14 protein-coding genes are annotated in these 16,074 nt (G+C 54.5%); 8 read left to right on the top strand and 6 right to left on the bottom strand.

The genetic code is table 11. The features are described from left to right. Positions 1–5 precede the first annotated feature (5 nt). From ppx to mgtE, 4 genes are all read left to right on the top strand, one after another. Positions 6–1,529: an exopolyphosphatase gene (ppx, locus tag PAGR_RS06130; protein WP_014594297.1), complete on the top strand. Its 1,524-nt coding sequence runs from the start codon at positions 6–8 to the stop codon at positions 1,527–1,529. A gap of 2 nt (positions 1,530–1,531) precedes the next feature. Then, entirely contained in the window at positions 1,532–2,170 is a 639-nt protein-coding gene (tehB, locus tag PAGR_RS06125; RefSeq protein WP_013026710.1) for a tellurite resistance methyltransferase TehB, read from the top strand. A gap of 98 nt (positions 2,171–2,268) precedes the next feature. Continuing rightward, positions 2,269–2,454 (top strand): YfgG family protein, encoded by a 186-nt coding sequence (locus PAGR_RS06120; protein ID WP_013026711.1) that lies wholly within the window; start codon positions 2,269–2,271, stop codon positions 2,452–2,454. A gap of 124 nt (positions 2,455–2,578) precedes the next feature. Next, positions 2,579–4,012, top strand: a complete 1,434-nt coding sequence (gene mgtE / locus PAGR_RS06115; protein ID WP_013026712.1) for a magnesium transporter — start codon at positions 2,579–2,581, stop codon at positions 4,010–4,012. On the opposite strand, the gene PAGR_RS06110 is transcribed toward mgtE, so the two are convergent. Then, positions 4,013–4,516, bottom strand: a complete 504-nt coding sequence (locus PAGR_RS06110; protein ID WP_013026713.1) for a helix-turn-helix transcriptional regulator — start codon at positions 4,514–4,516, stop codon at positions 4,013–4,015. Positions 4,517–4,533: 17 nt separating this feature from the next. Continuing rightward, complete coding sequence (locus PAGR_RS06105) at positions 4,534–4,782, bottom strand: hypothetical protein (protein WP_014605284.1); 249 nt, start codon at positions 4,780–4,782, stop codon at positions 4,534–4,536. A 189-nt stretch (positions 4,783–4,971) separates the two neighbouring features. Here PAGR_RS06105 and PAGR_RS06100 point away from each other — a divergent pair, with 189 nt between their 5' ends. Further along, complete coding sequence (locus tag PAGR_RS06100; RefSeq protein WP_014605283.1) at positions 4,972–5,151, top strand: GDFGVC terminal motif YodC-like protein; 180 nt, start codon at positions 4,972–4,974, stop codon at positions 5,149–5,151. A 117-nt stretch (positions 5,152–5,268) separates the two neighbouring features. On the opposite strand, the gene PAGR_RS06095 is transcribed toward PAGR_RS06100, so the two are convergent. Further along, the gene (locus PAGR_RS06095) at positions 5,269–6,042 is read right to left on the bottom strand and encodes a DUF3750 domain-containing protein (RefSeq protein ID WP_014605282.1); all 774 of its coding nucleotides are present in this window, start codon (positions 6,040–6,042) and stop codon (positions 5,269–5,271) included. Between the two features lie 452 nt (positions 6,043–6,494). Further along, positions 6,495–8,465, bottom strand: coding sequence for a tetratricopeptide repeat protein (locus tag PAGR_RS06085; RefSeq protein ID WP_014605281.1), 1,971 nt, complete (start codon positions 8,463–8,465; stop codon positions 6,495–6,497). A gap of 358 nt (positions 8,466–8,823) precedes the next feature. Between PAGR_RS06085 and PAGR_RS06080 the strand changes: the two genes are divergently transcribed. Both PAGR_RS06080 and PAGR_RS06075 read left to right on the top strand, forming a co-directional pair. Then, positions 8,824–9,843, top strand: coding sequence for an alpha/beta hydrolase (locus PAGR_RS06080; RefSeq protein ID WP_014605280.1), 1,020 nt, complete (start codon positions 8,824–8,826; stop codon positions 9,841–9,843). A 495-nt stretch (positions 9,844–10,338) separates the two neighbouring features. Beyond that, entirely contained in the window at positions 10,339–11,217 is an 879-nt protein-coding gene (locus PAGR_RS06075; protein ID WP_014594304.1) for a DMT family transporter, read from the top strand. A gap of 184 nt (positions 11,218–11,401) precedes the next feature. Here the strand turns inward: PAGR_RS06075 and guaA are convergent, their stop codons facing one another. Both guaA and guaB read right to left on the bottom strand, forming a co-directional pair. Then, positions 11,402–12,982 carry a glutamine-hydrolyzing GMP synthase gene (gene guaA / locus PAGR_RS06070; RefSeq protein ID WP_014605279.1) on the bottom strand — a complete coding sequence of 527 codons (1,581 nt, stop codon included), beginning with the start codon at positions 12,980–12,982 and terminating at the stop codon, positions 11,402–11,404. Between the two features lie 69 nt (positions 12,983–13,051). After that, positions 13,052–14,518: an IMP dehydrogenase gene (gene guaB, locus PAGR_RS06065; protein WP_013026725.1), complete on the bottom strand. Its 1,467-nt coding sequence runs from the start codon at positions 14,516–14,518 to the stop codon at positions 13,052–13,054. A 168-nt stretch (positions 14,519–14,686) separates the two neighbouring features. Between guaB and xseA the strand changes: the two genes are divergently transcribed. After that, on the top strand, positions 14,687–16,060 hold the full coding sequence (gene xseA, locus PAGR_RS06060) for an exodeoxyribonuclease VII large subunit (RefSeq protein ID WP_014605278.1): 1,374 nt from the start codon (positions 14,687–14,689) through the stop codon (positions 16,058–16,060). Positions 16,061–16,074: the final 14 nt, after the last annotated feature.

Below are 16,074 nucleotides of genomic sequence, written 5' to 3'. Positions count from 1 at the left end.
CGCCTATGCCTATCTCCCAAAAAAGTACGCCGAAACCTCAAGAGTTTGCGGCAATTGACCTTGGCTCCAACAGTTTCCACATGGTAATTGCCCGCGTGGTGGATGGCGCTTTGCAGGTTCTGGGGCGTCTGAAGCAACGGGTACATCTGGCCGATGGGCTGGATGCCAAAAATTACCTGAGCGAAGAGGCGATGGAACGCGGGCTGAACTGCCTGGCGCTGTTTGCTGAACGTCTGCAGGGCTTTAACGCCAGCAACGTGACGATCGTGGGCACACATACGTTACGGCAGGCGGTGAATGCCGAAACCTTTTTGCAGCGCGCGGCTGACGTTATTCCTTACCCGATTGAGGTGATTTCCGGTCACGAAGAAGCGCGCCTGATTTTTATGGGCGTTGAACATACGCAGCCGGAAAAAGGCCGCAAGCTGGTCATCGACATCGGTGGCGGTTCAACGGAATTAGTGATCGGTGAAGATTTTGAGCCGCAGCTGGTAGAAAGCCGTCGCATGGGCTGCGTGAGTTTTGCCCAGCTTTATTTTCCCGGCGGTGAAATCAGCGTTGAGAACTTTCGTCGCGCCCGCCTGGCCGCCACGCAGAAGCTGGAAACGCTGGCCTGGCAGTACCGTCTGCACGGCTGGCAATATGCGCTGGGCGCGTCTGGCACCATCAAAGCCGCCTGTGAGGTGCTGCTGGCGATGGGTGAGAAAGAGAAGCTGATTACCCCTGAGCGCCTGACGAAACTGTATGACGAAGTCATTAAGCACAAGTCCTTTGCTGCGCTGAGCCTGCCGGGCCTGTCTGAGGAGCGTAAAAGCGTGTTCGTTCCGGGCCTGGCCATTCTCTGCGGCGTCTTTGACGCGCTGGCTATCCGTGAACTGACGCTGAGTGATGGCGCACTTCGTGAAGGTGTGCTGTACGAAATGGAAGGCCGTTTCCGCCATCGGGATATTCGCAGCCGTACGGCTCAGAGCCTGGCGAATCACTACGCCATCGACAGCGATCAGGCTCGACGCGTACTGGAGACGACGGAACAGCTCTATCTGCAGTGGCGCGATCAAAATCCCAAACTGGCGAATCCGCAGCTGGCTGCGTTACTGAAATGGGCTGCCATGTTGCATGAGGTGGGGCTGACCATCAATCACAGTGGTTTACAGCGCCATTCAGCCTATATCCTGCAGAACACCAATCTGCCAGGCTTTAATCAGGATCAGCAAATGCTGCTGGCGGCGCTGGTCAGATTTCACCGTAAAGCGGTGAAGGTAGATGAACTGCCGCGCGTGACGCTGTTTAAGAAGAAGCAGTTTTTGCCCCTTATCTTTCTGCTTCGTCTGGGGACCTTGCTGAATAACCAGCGCCAGGCCACGACTCGTCCGGACGCGTTAAAACTCACCTGCGATGACGGCCACTGGACGCTCACTTTTCCGGCAGGCTATTTCAGTCAGAATAACCTGGTGCAACTCGACCTTGAGCGTGAGCAAACCTACTGGGATGAAGTAACCGGCTGGAAACTGATTCTCGCAGAAGCCTGATCGTGCGGGCACTGACTGCCCGCATCACCGAACCGATGACGATGACATTACGAACTGAACATTATTTTGCCGATACCTACGGCTTAACGCCCACCCATTCTGAAGTGGTTGACGCCTTGCCTAAGCTGACGCCCGGCAAAGCGCTTGACCTGGGATGCGGAAGCGGGCGCAACACGCTGTTTCTGAATCAACATGGATTCGAAGTGACTGCCTGGGACCATAATCCGGCAAGCCTGGCACGCTTGAATCAGATTATTACCGCCGAAGGGCTGACCGGCATTCATACGGCGCAGCAGGATTTAAACCAGGTGCGTTTCAACGGCGCGTACCAGCTGGCGATCTCTACGGTGGTAATGATGTTTTTACAGCCGGAAACTATCCCCCAGCTGATTGCCGATATGCAGGCCTGCACCGTGAAAAATGGCTTCAACCTGATTGTTGCCGCCATGAATACCGAGGATGCCCCCTGTCCGTCTGACTTCCCTTTTGCCTTTAAATCCGGCGAGTTAAGTCATTACTATCGCAACTGGCACATTGTGAAGTACAACGAAAACTGGGGTCAGTTACACCGCAAAGATGAAAATGGCAACCGGATAAACTGCCGGTTTGCGACGCTCCTGGCGCAGAAAGCCAGTTATTAACATTGTTGTATTTTTTTTAAACAGCGGTTGATTTCAGCGGGCGACTGTGACTAAATATTGCTGTCGCCCGTCTTGGGTTTTTACAGGAATTACACTGCGTGAACAGCGCCCTTTCTCCACGAAGACGTAAAAAAAGCGTCAGCATGACGCGGATTGTTTTACTCATCAGTTTTATCATTCTGTTTAGTCGCCTCGTCTTTATCCTGCCCGCGGCTTTCGAGCATCATCAGCAAAAACAAACCGACTCGCCTCCGGCGATCACCACGCTTTCTGACAGCCGTTAATCATAAGATGTCATAACCTGATTAATCGACGCGCGATCCCCTGCATCAGCGCCATTTTTTACATCCCTTTTTCGGTCAAAACGCTACACTTCGTGCAAGTGCTTTCAGACTATAGGGATGCAATGTGTCTGCCTCACACACTCAACGTTTAAGTGAAATTCGTCATCGTATTCTGACGCTGCTGCTCAATGAGCACGATCTGGTGGATGAATTGCTGGATAAAGCCAGCCATCTCACCGCTGAGCAGCAACGTGAAAATGCGATAAATCGTGAAATTCTGCAGCAAGACATCAGCCAGCTTCATGCCGCTGACCTTGCCGATATTCTTGAAGCCTTGCCTGAAGAAGCGCGTCTGGCACTCTGGAGCCTGGTACCGGGTGAGAAACGCGGTCATGTGCTGGTTGAAGCCTCTGAAACCGTCTGGGACAGCCTGACCGAAGAGATGAGCGATCGCGCCATCCTGCAGGCTATGGAACCCCTGGACATTGACGATCAGGCCTGGCTGGTACGTTACCTGCCACGCGACCTCACCGGACGCCTGCTGACCTCGCTTGAGCCTAACCTGCGCGCCCGCATCCTGAGCGTGATGCAGTTCGACCGGGATCGCGTGGGCCGGATTATGGACTTCAATATCCTCACGGTGCGCGAGGATGTGACCTTAGCCACAGTGCAGCGCTTTTTGCGGAAAGGCAAAAGCATGCCGGACGGTACAGACAAAATCTTTATCACCAATGAAAACAACCAACTGCTGGGCGAACTGCTGTTAACCGCTATTCTGCTGAACAAACCCAAGACCATGGTGAGCGACGTGATGAATTCGCATCCCACCACGTTTCAGCTTGATGATAAAGCCGAAGATGCAGCCAGTGCCTTTGAACGTTACAACCTGATCTCAGCGGCGGTAACTGACGCGCAGGGTAAACTCATCGGCCGCATCACCATTGAAGATGTTGTTGATCTGGTTAACAAAGAGAACGAAAGCAATATCCGAAAAATGGGCGGGATCAGTCAGGAAGAAGATGTTTTCGCGCCGGTGCGCAAATCCGTGCGCAACCGCTGGGCATGGCTGGCAATCAATTTGTGTACGGCATTTATTGCCTCACGCGTCATTGGTCTGTTTGAAGGCACTATCTCGCAGATTGTCGCCCTAGCTACGCTCATGCCGATTATTGCCGGGATAGGTGGGAACACCGGTAATCAGACCATCACCATGATTGTTCGCGCCCTGGCCCTGCATCAGGTTGAGCCGGGCAACTTTTCGTTCCTGTTTATGCGTGAACTCGGCGTCGCTTTGATTAACGGCCTGTTCTGGGGCGCCATTATGGGCGGAGTGACCTGGCTCATGTACGATAACATGGCGCTGGGCGGCGTCATGATGCTGGCGATGGTGCTGAATCTCCTGCTGGCTGCGGTTATGGGTGTCATGGTGCCGCTGGTCATGACGAAAATGAAACGCGATCCCGCCGTGGGTTCAAGCGTCTTGATTACCGCCATCACCGATACTGGTGGTTTCTTTATTTTTCTGGGCCTGGCGACAATCTTTCTGATACCGCACTGATCACGAATGTTGATAACCGTAGCGCTGCAGGGATCCCATCACGTTAAGCCGACGCGTCACCTGTGCCAGCTCGCAGGTGACCGCAGGCAGTTGGTAGTGATTACGCTGCGCCAGCCACTCCAGCACATCGGCTAAATGCCAGATGGCCGTTTTGCCATCGTGAACCGGTAGCGGAAACTGTTTGCTGTGCGTCAGCATTAGTTTGCGCATGTTCTGGCGTGATACACCAATCAGGTCTGCAACATCGGTTAAACCGACAAAGTCAGGCGCGGCTTCAACCATGACTGCGCCAGGAATAGCAGACTGCACATCCTCTATCGCACTGCTGAGTGCGTGGCTCGCCGAGTCGGCGTGGCGCGTAAATTCCAGTGCCAGCTTGCCTGCCACACCGGCACCGACCAGCGCATCGTCGCATCCTGCCTCCGCCAGCTTTTCCAGTAATGCGTCGATGGATTTGGCTGATTCAGGCAGTTCAAACCGCAGGGTGAAATGATAGTCCGTCATAATCCTTCCCTCTTTTTCTACTCACGGGTGGCGATACAGTTGTCTACCACGCGCCGCAGCGCTTTGGCATGGTTTTGCGCGCTTTTCGGGGTGCGCCAGATACAGGTCAGACAGTATTCACCACAGCGGCACGCCGACAGATTTGCCGGGCAGTACATTTTGCCCCATGCGTGATGGCCCTTAGCAACCACCAGCCACCCATGGAACTCTGCGTAACATAATGCGGCTTCAATCTCTTTGCTGGGATGTCGCTTTCTGTCCACCATGGTGCATATCATTCCTTGTTTTTGATGGGTTGTCAACTGACAACTTATTTATACTTAATGCGGTAGATGAGCAGCATGGGGGTTGTCGGGCAGCAGGTAAAACAGGTTGCGGCTAAAATGGAAAAGGTTACGCAAAAAAGTGTCAGTCTGGCGTGATGGACTAAAATCAATGCTCACAACGGAGGAAGTATGTTTAAAACTGATGACCTGGTACAATCGAAAACGGGCGGACCCAAAATGGTGGTGCTACGTGCCGAAGGGGGAACGCTGTGGTGCGCTCGCGTGGACGATGCCACTCAAAAAGAAATCGAAGTTAACGCAGACAGCGTAAATCTCTACCATGAAGATGGCGATTTTGGCGTCTGTTAAAACGGGTGATGTGACTCAGGCAGACCGTAACGGTTAAGACAACCCGAAGTGGGGTTACGCGGCAACCCAACCGTCGGGTAACCTGTTTCGACTGCCGCGTCATCCACCAAACGGCTGTCAGATTTTATTTTCCTGCAGATTATTTTTTCCTAAACCGCCAATAAAAGGCAGTCTCAGCCGAAACGGCGCAAAGCCTATCCCCGCGCTCAGTCCCAAAAGATTCACTTCAACCCCTTCTTCCGCCCCCAGCGTAATGCCCGCGACGCCAAGTATTGATACCTGAACCCCACGGCCTGAGGGCGGCAAGCCCACGGGGCGCCATAATGGCCGGTAGTCTTTTCCCAGGGCGTTGGCAGGCAGATCAAGCTTGAGATCCGGCACATTGCGACCAATGTGCGCCATAAAGGTATTACTGTTCGGCCCGGGCCAGGCGCGATAGGTGGTGGGCCAGGGGTAGGATTTTATGGCGGCTTCAATCTGCGGGATCAGTTTTTGCGCATCCGGGCCACGATGCTCAACCAACAGCCGCGGTTTTGCCCCGTACCAGTAGCCGTCAGGCAACGATGAATTACGTCTTACCTTATCGCCGCTCCCCCAGCTAATGACTTCGTAACGTGTATAGCGGCTTTCACCTGCACGTTTAAAGATAATCCACGGGTGCACCGCGATAGCGCCTTTCCAGCCGTATGTCGGTGCGGCATAGACCTGAACGATGGCCTGACTGGCGTTGGCCTGTGGATCGGGCGCGACACCGGCCGAATCCCTTCGGGCCGTTGCCCAGCCACCCTGGCCGGTAGCGTTGTTGCCATGAGTGGCTTGCGCCAGGCTCGCCGCTAGCGACAGTAAAATTACGGTGAGAAAACAGAGACTGAAGATTTTCAGGGTCAGCATCGCGGTTCCTGCAGGTAAAAGATAAGGGATGATTTTGCAATGAAATATAGGGTTTGTATTCACTAACTATGCTGCGATGTCATCGCAATATTTGCTCACGCTGGTGAGTGGCTGCTGACGCACGGCCCGCCATCACACAACGTTAAGGGGCCGTGATGGCTGTCACCACCAGTATGCTCAGAGGCTGGCTATACGCAGAATCAGCCAGCCTGAAACCCGCCGCGACTCAGGCTCAGGAAGCAAGCAGAGATACTCGCCGCGCGCATTCAGCGCGCGACCGGTCTGGGCTGCCCTCTGCTTTGCGGTCAGTACAGAAGGCGATAGAGCCAATCCCGAAGGCACGCGAAGCCTGCACTTCACCCATGCTCGAAGCAGATAACAGATCCCAGATGCATTTCATGCCTGGCGATTTCAACAACAGCATAGGTTATCTTGAACCCGCCGTCTGAAAACTAGCCTGTTATCGCCTTTTCCGCTACACGTTGCAACCACGCTTCATAGCGCTGCTGCGCCTCCAGCGCGACAGGTTGGCTGCGTGAGTTTATCTCACCTTCGATACCAAATATTTTCCACATCAGCGGCGCGAGTCCTGCAATCACGCTGCTTTGACTGCTCTCCATTCTCAGCAATTCCAGACTGGATGTTTGGTAGCCCGGCAGTGCCTCGGAGTGATAATCGAAAGCTTTGCCCAACCCGGAAAGATACATGATTTTAGCGGCAGTCAGGGATGGCCAGTGACGGACAATAGTCAGCGGCCAGTCCAACATGGCGCGCTCATTCCAGACCTCCGAATACGGAACCTGTTGGTTAGCCAGCAACGTCAGCATTAACGATTGCCCCAGCCCGGTCAGATAGACAGGCAACGCGTCAGCCGGAGGACGTTGATAAAAGGCATCCAGTGGTTGTTCACGCTTCAGGCCGGCCTGCATCAGTAATTTTTGCTCCAACGCCTGCATCACGTTGCCTAACCCGGCATCCGTTACCTCTTCAGTTTCAGTCGACTGTTTACTGCGCGTGTTACAGTTCCACAGCGACAACGCAATCTGCCAACGACGCTGTTCGCCCTCGCCAGTGCAGCCAATTTCCCCCGTCACCACATACTTCATGTCAGGCGGCAGGATCTCATAAATATCCTCACCCACCATCGGTTGGCCAGTGAGAACAGGACCGTGGCCCTCCGCCATCAGAAAATAGGTGCACGCCGCATAATCACTCCAGTAATGTACGGCTTCAGCGAGATAGAGCGGAATCGCGCGCGACAGTCGGCCAAGCTCATCTTCGCGCTGTATGCCCTGGGCTGCGGTGCCATCCGGTATTTTTGATAACGCAAAGAAACCGATCTTCGCTGTCTCTTCAGGTTTTTGGTTAAACAGCCAGTCGGCTTTACATAAGCCGTAATGCCAAATGGGCTGCGTAACGGATAACGTTGTGATTTTCACATCATCAGGCGCCACCTGCTGAACGGGTTCCGTTTGGCGGCGTTTCTCTTCAAACGCTTGTCTGTAATAATCAAGATGCTGCTTGATCGGGGCAAAATTGAGTGCATACAGCTGGTTAAGAAGCGTGAGCCCCTGATCCGTCTGCCCCAACTCAAGATAAGCCTGCAATAAATTTATACCGGCCATAGGATCGTGCTTTTGAACATCGTAATGGGGCGCAACCAGCGAAATCAGAAGCGGAATCTCGCCATTTTTCCCCAGGTCGCCAGAGATCATATACAGCGCCTCAGCATCGTACCGTCCACCCGACAGCACCTCTTCATAAAGTCCACGAGCCTTGTCGGTTTCGTTATGCTCCAGATAAAAACGGGCCATCCAGAGCTGTGCTCGCCAGCTTCCCGGCATCGCGGCAACACTGCGCAATCCCTCAATGTAAGCATCCTCGCCTCCGCGCTCGCGCTGAATGCTCACCCACCAGAGTAAACCGTTATCCAGGTTCGGATCGGTTTGAATAGCCTGCCAGAGCGTGTCATCTGCCCGTTTGTCCTCACCGCGCTCGGCAAAGACTTTCGCCAGATTGGTGAGTAAGGTTCCTGTCGCGCCTGATTTATCCATTCCCTCTCGCAGGGTTTGTTCTGCCGCATCCAGGTGGCCGGTTTCCATCAGTACAATTCCGTGGAGGGTATGACTTCGTTCAGGATTACGGTCAATGTCCACCAGGCGCTCCGCTGCCGCAACCAGATCGGAAGCAAAGGCGTCTTTCAACCCCATCAGAATCGCGGTGTACAAGGCGTCCGCATCATCCCACTTCTTTTCCAGATCCGGCAGAAAGACCTTCTCACGCCATTCATTGCGTGCAATGTGCATTTCCTGTCCATGAGCATCGTAAGCAACAATCATCTCCCGTTCTTGAGCGGGCTCGTCTGGTGCGGTATCGGCGGGTTGGTTTTTATTGCGCAGAGAAGAGAGAAGACGCTTAAACATGGTTAATTCAGTCCTTGAGTTTGAGTCATCAAAAAGCCTGATTGCCCGTCGCTATCATGCCGTGAAATGGACACACGCAGGCTGTTTTACACGCTGACAGCGTTGCGGTTCAGAGATGAGTGTAGCGCTCAAAAAAACAACTGGCACGAAATTGATTAACCCACGGGTAAATCGTAAAAAATGCCATCCAATACAGACGCCACGCCTCTTCCCGCGCCTTTTCGCCATCAGCATTGTTCTCGCGTCAGCCTTGAAATTTAAATAGCGAACTATTTAGTAGTTTACAACTTAAGAAATACCTGCCATCTTAGCCAAACTAAATAGCGCACTACTTAATCGCAAACACAAGGAAATTAAAATGAACGTGAAACTCACCGCAGGTGCTTTATTGTTAGCCAGCCAGATCACATCAGCATGGGCCAGCCCTGTGGAGAATGCGCCTGAACCTACCGTTGGCGTCGCCGCCTTTCTTAAAGCACTGAACAGTGGCGGCGGTAAGCCCATTGAGACCTTAACGCCTAAAGAAGCACGCGCGGTACTCACCGGCGCGCAGCAAGGTGCCACACTGCCACCCGCACAGGTTTCTGAAAAAACCATCACAGCATTGGGCAAGCCGCTCAAACTGACGATTGTTAAACCCGAACACGCCAGCGGTGTGCTCCCGGTATTCATGTTCTTCCACGGTGGCGGCTGGGTGCTGGGTGACTTCCCGACGCACGAACGTCTGGTGCGAGACCTTGTGAACGAATCCGGCGCTGCGGCGGTATTTGTGAATTACGAGCCCTCACCAGAAGCCCATTATCCGGTCGCGATTACCCAGGCTTATGAAGCGACAAAATGGGTAGCCGAACACGGTGCGGAAATTGGCGTTGACGGTAAGCGCCTGGCGCTGGTCGGTAACAGCGTGGGAGGCAACATGGTGGCCGCCGTCGCGCTGCAGGCCAAACAACACAAAACCCCGGCGATTCGTTACGATGTGATGCTGTGGCCCGTTACCGATGCCCGCTTTGATGATGCGTCTTATCAGCAATTCGCCAACGGCTATTTCCTGACCCGAAACATGATGAAGTGGTTCTGGGATAACTACACCACGTCAGATAAAGATCGGAATAACATTCTGGCTTCTCCGCTGCGTGCCACTGAGGCGCAACTGGCCGGTTTACCGCCAACGCTGATTCAGACTGCCGAACTCGACGTGCTGCGCGATGAAGGTGAAGCCTTTGGACGTAAGCTGGATGCCGCCGGTGTACCGGTGACGGTGACCCGCTATAACGGCATGATCCACGACTTTGGTTTGCTGAATGCCTTGAGTAAAGAGCCTACGGTGCGTACGGCGATTGGCCAGGCGTCAGCGGAATTGAAGGAACACCTTAAGTAAACATCGCCCGACAGCGGATTCATATTTTTTTGTTCGTGCAGACATGCGGTAAATAAAATCAGCCGGATAGCACCGGCTGATTTTTTCTGGCTTAAATGCTGACAGGCATCAGGGCGTGATCACCCTTCTCCACTCCGCGCAAGTATTTATGCCTTCACCCAAAAACGGCCTTCGACCAGTGAAAGGAAAAACCCGCCGTTAAGCAGGCTTGTAGCGAGGCAGTAATGTTATCAACGTCTGCTCATTGCTCATCCCGACCACCGCCAGCCACAGAACCCTGACCTTATCAAATTCCCGGTTGCTGGCACCTTGTACTGCCCCCTTCTATCTCGCTACTTCGCGTCATCAACAGTTGAAATTTCGGATAGCCGCCGCAGGAACAGCGTTAAGGATTGCCAGGAGCTTTTTACTGAATTATCGTAAGCCGCTTTGGGTACCGCTGACATACAATTCTGAGCCAGGCATTCGGTATAAATGCCTGCCTAAGGGACAACTATGTCATATCGCATCCTTTGGTCAATCGCGCTTTTAGCCGTCACGGCGGTGTGGGGCTGGAGCTTCGTTGCGAAGCACGACACGCTGGGCTTCATGGCCGCATCCACCCTGAACGCGTGGATGTTTACCCTGGCGGCTTTCGCGCTTCTCCCCTTTTCGATCCGTTCTTTTCGCCACCTGAAGCCACGTGACTGGGTGAGTGCGGTATTGGCGGGCATCGTGCTCTTCGCTGCATTTTCCCTACAGACATCCGGCACAGCTTACACAACGCCCTCCAATGCCGGCTTCATCACAGGCTTGTGCACCGTTTTCACGCCGTTGTGTATCTATCTCATCGGCAGAGGACGCCCCAGTGCTAAACAGGCAGCAGGAACCGCCATTGCCGTGTTTGGGCTTGGCTTACTCAGCCTTGACGGGTTCAGGGTGCACTATGGTGACTTACTTATTCTGGGTTGTGCGGTGTGCTTCGCCGTACACATCGTCATCGTGTCGACTTTCACAACGCCTGATATTTCCCTGGCATCAACATCGATACAACTCGGCATCGTTGGCGTGCTTTCTTTGCTATGGAGCGTCGCCCGTGACCAGTTTTCTTTACCTCACTCGCTGCCGACAGCATTAACAATCCTGTCACTGGCCCTGTTCGCAACAGCCCTGGCGTACGCCATTCAGAATCGTGCTCAGGCTGTGCTGGCCCCGGAAAAGGTCGCCCTGATACTGATTTGTGAACCTGTGTTTAGTGGGATTTTTGGTTATTTTCTCGCGGGCGATCGTCTGCCGCCAGAAAGACTTGCAGGAGCGGCGTTAATCCTGGTGGGGATTGTCGTCACCGAGCTTCGCGTCGTACGTCTCCTGCCTGCCGCCTGGCGTAGATCCTAAGTTCGCTTCAGCGCCGTGCGCTGTTCAACGCGAACTCATTTTGCAGGCGAAATTCAGTGATATCCCTCGCCGTTCCGGCGAAGCGACTATCGGCCAGACAATGCGGGAGCTAAAATGCAAAAAGCCCGCATAACGCGGGCTTCGTTTTTATAGTGCTTACTGTCGGTCTGAGCCGGACGCTAAATCATTCCCACTCAATCGTCGCCGGTGGCTTGCCGGAAATATCATAAACCACCCGGGAAATACCGTTAACTTCGTTGATGATGCGGTTGGACACGCGGCCCAGGAAGTCGTACGGCAGGTGCGCCCAGTGGGCGGTCATGAAGTCGATGGTTTCTACCGCGCGCAGTGAAACGACCCAGTCATACTTGCGGCCATCGCCCATAACGCCAACAGAACGTACAGGCAGGAACACGGTAAAGGCCTGGCTGACTTTGTTGTAGAGATCGGCTTTATGCAGCTCTTCAATAAAGATGGCATCCGCACGACGCAACAGGTCACAGTACTCTTTCTTCACTTCACCCAGTACGCGCACGCCAAGGCCTGGCCCCGGGAATGGATGACGATAGAGCATATCGTAAGGCAGGCCCAGCTCCAGACCGATCTTGCGCACTTCATCTTTAAACAGCTCGCGCAGCGGCTCGACCAGGCCCATCTTCATCTCTTTCGGCAGGCCGCCGACGTTGTGGTGCGACTTAATCACGTGCGCTTTACCGGTAGCAGAGGCAGCCGATTCGATCACATCAGGGTAGATGGTACCCTGCGCCAGCCACTTCACGTCTTCCAGGCGCAGTGCCTGCTCGTCAAAGACTTCAACAAAGACGCGGCCGATGATTTTACGCTTCGCTTCCGGATCGTTTTCCCCGGCCAGGGCGTCCAGGAAACGCGCTTCGCCATCAACGTGAACAATGTTCAGACCAAAATGGTCGCCAAACATGTCCAGCACCTGCTCGGCCTCGTTCAGACGCAGCAGGCCGTTATCGACGAATACGCAGGTCAGGTTTTTACCGATGGCGCGATGCAGTAGCATGGCGGTCACTGACGAATCCACACCGCCAGATAAGCCCAGAATCACTTTGTCGTTGCCGACCTGCACGCGCAGACGCTCGACGGCATCTTCGATGATTTTTGCCGGTGTCCAGAGCGCTTCACATTCACAAATATCGATAACAAAACGTTCCAGCATGCGCAGCCCCTGACGCGTATGCGTCACTTCCGGATGGAACTGCACGCCGTAGAACCGTTTCTCTTCGTTCGCCATGATGGCAAATGGACAGGTTTCTGTACTGGCAACGGTAACAAAGTCAGCAGGGATAGCGGTCACTTTATCACCGTGACTCATCCAGACATCCAGCAACGGTTTACCGGCTGCGCTGATGGCGTCTTCGATATCGCGAATCAGGGCGCTTGCCGTGTTGACTTCAACCTGCGCATAGCCAAACTCACGCTCGTTGGATCCTTCCACCTTGCCGCCCAACTGCATCGCCATGGTCTGCATGCCATAACAAACACCCAGAACCGGCACGCCAGCCGTGAACACATAGTCAGGCGCGCGCGGGCTGCCATGCTCGGTTGTGCTTTCCGGGCCGCCAGACAGAATGATGCCGCTTGGATTGAACTTGCGAATCTGCTCTTCGGTGACATCCCAGGCCCAGAGTTCACAGTACACGCCAAGCTCACGTACGCGGCGCGCAACCAGCTGCGTATATTGAGAACCAAAATCGAGAATCAGAATGCGGTGCTTATGGATATTTTCCGTCGTCATTGAGGGGTTTCCAGAACGGTGACTTAAAGTAAAGCGCCCGGCTGTTGCCGGGCGGGAAATCTTACGGGGTTATGAACCCATACGGTAGTTCGGTGACTCTTTGGTGATGGTCACGTCGTGCACGTGGCTTTCATTGATGCCCGCGCCGCTGATGCGCACGAATTCGGCTTTGGTACGCAGATCATCAATGGTCTGGCAGCCGGTCAGGCCCATGCAGGAACGCAGGCCACCCATTTGCTGATGCACGATTTCTTTCAGGCGGCCTTTATAAGCCACGCGGCCTTCAATACCTTCTGGCACCAGCTTGTCAGCAGCGTTGTCGGTCTGGAAGTAACGATCCGACGAACCTTTAGACATGGCGCCCAGCGAGCCCATTCCACGGTAGGATTTAAAAGAGCGGCCCTGATAAAGTTCGATTTCACCCGGTGATTCTTCGGTCCCTGCCAGCATCGATCCCACCATGACGCAGGATGCGCCTGCGGCAATCGCCTTCGCGATATCACCAGAGAAACGAATACCGCCGTCCGCGATAACCGGAATGCCGGTGCCTTCCAGCGCGGCCACGGCATCTGAAACGGCGGTGATCTGAGGGACACCCACACCGGTAACGATACGCGTAGTACAGATGGAGCCCGGGCCGATACCGACTTTAACCGCGCTCACGCCAGCTTCAACCAGGGCCAGCGCGCCCGCACCTGTTGCAACGTTGCCGCCGACGATTTCAAGGTCAGGATACTTAGCGCGGGTTTCACGGATACGCTGCAGTACGCCTTCTGAATGGCCATGCGACGAGTCAATCAGCAGTACGTCCACACCGGCAGCAACCAACGCATCTACGCGCTCTTCGTTGCCTGCACCGGCGCCTACAGCCGCACCGACGCGCAGACGACCCTGCGCATCTTTACAGGCGTTAGGTTTACGTTCGGCTTTCTGGAAGTCTTTAACGGTGATCATCCCCAGCAGGTGGAAGCTGTCATCCACGACCAGCGCTTTTTCTACGCGCTTTTCATGCATTCTGTGCAGGACGACATCACGGGCTTCACCCTCTTTCACTGTCACCAGGCGCTCTTTTGGCGTCATCACGGCCGTCACGGGCTGGGTAAGATCGGTGACGAAGCGCACATCGCGACCGGTGATAATGCCCACCAGCTCGTTATCCGCGTTCACGACCGGGTAACCGGCAAAGCCGTTGCGTTCGGTCAGTTCTTTCACTTCCGCCAGCGTAGTGGTGGGCAACACGGTCTGCGGTTCGGTGACGACGCCGCTTTCATGCTTTTTAACCTTACGCACTTCATCTGCCTGGCGATCAATCGACATATTTTTGTGAATGAAGCCCAGACCGCCCTCTTGCGCCAGCGCAATAGCCAGACCCGCTTCGGTCACGGTATCCATTGCAGCAGAAAGCATGGGAATATTCAGACGAATGTTTTTGGTCAGCTGAGTGCTGAGATCGGCCGTATTCGGCAGGACGGTGGAGTGTGCAGGAACGAGCAGGACGTCGTCAAAAGTGAGTGCTTCTTTAGCGATTCTTAACATGGCAATACTCCACCTCGGGTGCGTGAGAATAGATAAAATATTGCCGCGGCATTATACAGGCCGTAATCGATTGCCTCCACTATTATTTGAGAAAAAGTCTTGATCCGCGCAATCAGCAATGTAGTATCGACTGATTAACCTACTGATTTGGAATTTGATCTTCGTCACATGTCGCTGCCGCCAAACGCCAATATTTTTACCGTCAGCCGTCTCAATACGACAGTGCGTCAGCTGCTGGAGAATGAGATGGGCTTGGTTTGGCTCAGCGCCGAGATCTCCAATTTCACCCAGCCCGCTTCTGGCCACTGGTACTTTACCCTGAAAGATGATGGCGCCCAGGTCCGCTGCGCCATGTTCCGTAACGGTAATCGTCGTGTGACGTTCCGTCCCCAGCACGGCCAGCAGGTCCTGGTTCGCGCAAATATCACACTCTATGAACCGCGCGGCGATTATCAGCTGATTATTGAAAGTATGCATCCCGCCGGTGAAGGCCTGCTACAGCAGCAGTTTGAGCAACTGAAAGCCAGGCTGGCGCAGGAAGGCTTGTTCGAACCCGAACACAAGAAGCCCTTACCACAGCCGGCTAAGCAGGTTGGCGTGGTCACCTCTGCGACGGGCGCAGCCCTGCACGATGTTCTGCGCGTGCTGCATCGTCGCGATCCCTCACTGCCCGTTGTGATTTATCCCACTGCCGTTCAGGGTGTAGATGCGCCTGCCGCTATCGTGCGCGCCATTGAGCTTGCGAACCAACGTGCCGAATGCGACGTGCTGATCGTGGGTCGCGGCGGCGGTTCGCTGGAAGATCTGTGGAGTTTTAATGACGAGCGCGTTGCGCGTGCGATTTTTGCCAGTCGCCTTCCCGTGGTCAGCGCGGTTGGCCATGAAACCGACGTCACCATTGCCGATTTTGTTGCTGACCTGCGCGCGCCAACGCCTTCCGCTGCGGCAGAGATTGTCAGCCGTAATCAACTTGAACTCCTGCGCCAGCTGCAGTCACAGCAGCAGCGGCTGGAGATGGCAATGGATTATTATCTGGCGCGCCAGCAGCGGGTATTCAGTCGCCTGGATCATCGCCTGCAGCAGCAGCATCCTCAACTGCGTCTGGCCCGCCAGCAAACCGCACTGTTTCGCCTGCAGCAGCGGTTGGGCGAGGCGATGGAACAGCGGCTTCGCAATGCCACTCGCCAGCAGGACCGCCTGTCACAGCGCCTGGCGCAGCAGCAGCCACAGCAGCGCCTGTATCTGGCGCAAAAAAGCCTACAAAGCTGGCACTATCGCCTGCAACAAAGCATGGAAAAATTGCTTAACCGTGACAAAAACCGCTTCGGTCAGCTTGCGGCCCAGCTGGAAGGCGTCAGTCCGTTAGCCACGCTGGCGCGTGGATTTAGCGTCACGACCGACAACGCTGGCCAGGTGGTGAAGAAAACGCGTCAGGTGAGCACAGGCGATTTACTGCGTACCCGTCTCGATGATGGTTGGGTAGAAAGTCAGGTCACGCAGCTTATTCCCGAAAAACCGAAACGAAAGAAAAGCATTTCTTAACTATACTTCCTGGT

Source organism: Pantoea ananatis PA13, from assembly GCF_000233595.1.
In the GTDB taxonomy this organism is placed as follows: domain Bacteria; phylum Pseudomonadota; class Gammaproteobacteria; order Enterobacterales; family Enterobacteriaceae; genus Pantoea; species Pantoea ananatis.
The sequence above is the reverse complement of the archived record's forward strand: the minus strand, read 5'-3'. Positions and strand labels throughout refer to the sequence as shown.

What these genes read in the sequence shown, in the direction of transcription:
- ppx (WP_014594297.1), top strand. Translation starts at nt 6, where the DNA reads ATGCCTATCTCCCAAAAAAGTACGCCGAAACCTCAAGAGTTTGCGGCA.
- PAGR_RS06110 (WP_013026713.1), bottom strand. Translation starts at nt 4,516, where the DNA reads ATGACGGACTATCATTTCACCCTGCGGTTTGAACTGCCTGAATCAGCC.
- PAGR_RS06105 (WP_014605284.1), bottom strand. Translation starts at nt 4,782, where the DNA reads ATGGTGGACAGAAAGCGACATCCCAGCAAAGAGATTGAAGCCGCATTA.
- PAGR_RS06100 (WP_014605283.1), top strand. Translation starts at nt 4,972, where the DNA reads ATGTTTAAAACTGATGACCTGGTACAATCGAAAACGGGCGGACCCAAA.
- PAGR_RS06095 (WP_014605282.1), bottom strand. Translation starts at nt 6,042, where the DNA reads ATGCTGACCCTGAAAATCTTCAGTCTCTGTTTTCTCACCGTAATTTTA.
- PAGR_RS06085 (WP_014605281.1), bottom strand. Translation starts at nt 8,465, where the DNA reads ATGTTTAAGCGTCTTCTCTCTTCTCTGCGCAATAAAAACCAACCCGCC.
- PAGR_RS06080 (WP_014605280.1), top strand. Translation starts at nt 8,824, where the DNA reads ATGAACGTGAAACTCACCGCAGGTGCTTTATTGTTAGCCAGCCAGATC.
- PAGR_RS06075 (WP_014594304.1), top strand. Translation starts at nt 10,339, where the DNA reads ATGTCATATCGCATCCTTTGGTCAATCGCGCTTTTAGCCGTCACGGCG.
- guaA (WP_014605279.1), bottom strand. Translation starts at nt 12,982, where the DNA reads ATGACGACGGAAAATATCCATAAGCACCGCATTCTGATTCTCGATTTT.
- guaB (WP_013026725.1), bottom strand. Translation starts at nt 14,518, where the DNA reads ATGTTAAGAATCGCTAAAGAAGCACTCACTTTTGACGACGTCCTGCTC.
- xseA (WP_014605278.1), top strand. Translation starts at nt 14,687, where the DNA reads ATGTCGCTGCCGCCAAACGCCAATATTTTTACCGTCAGCCGTCTCAAT.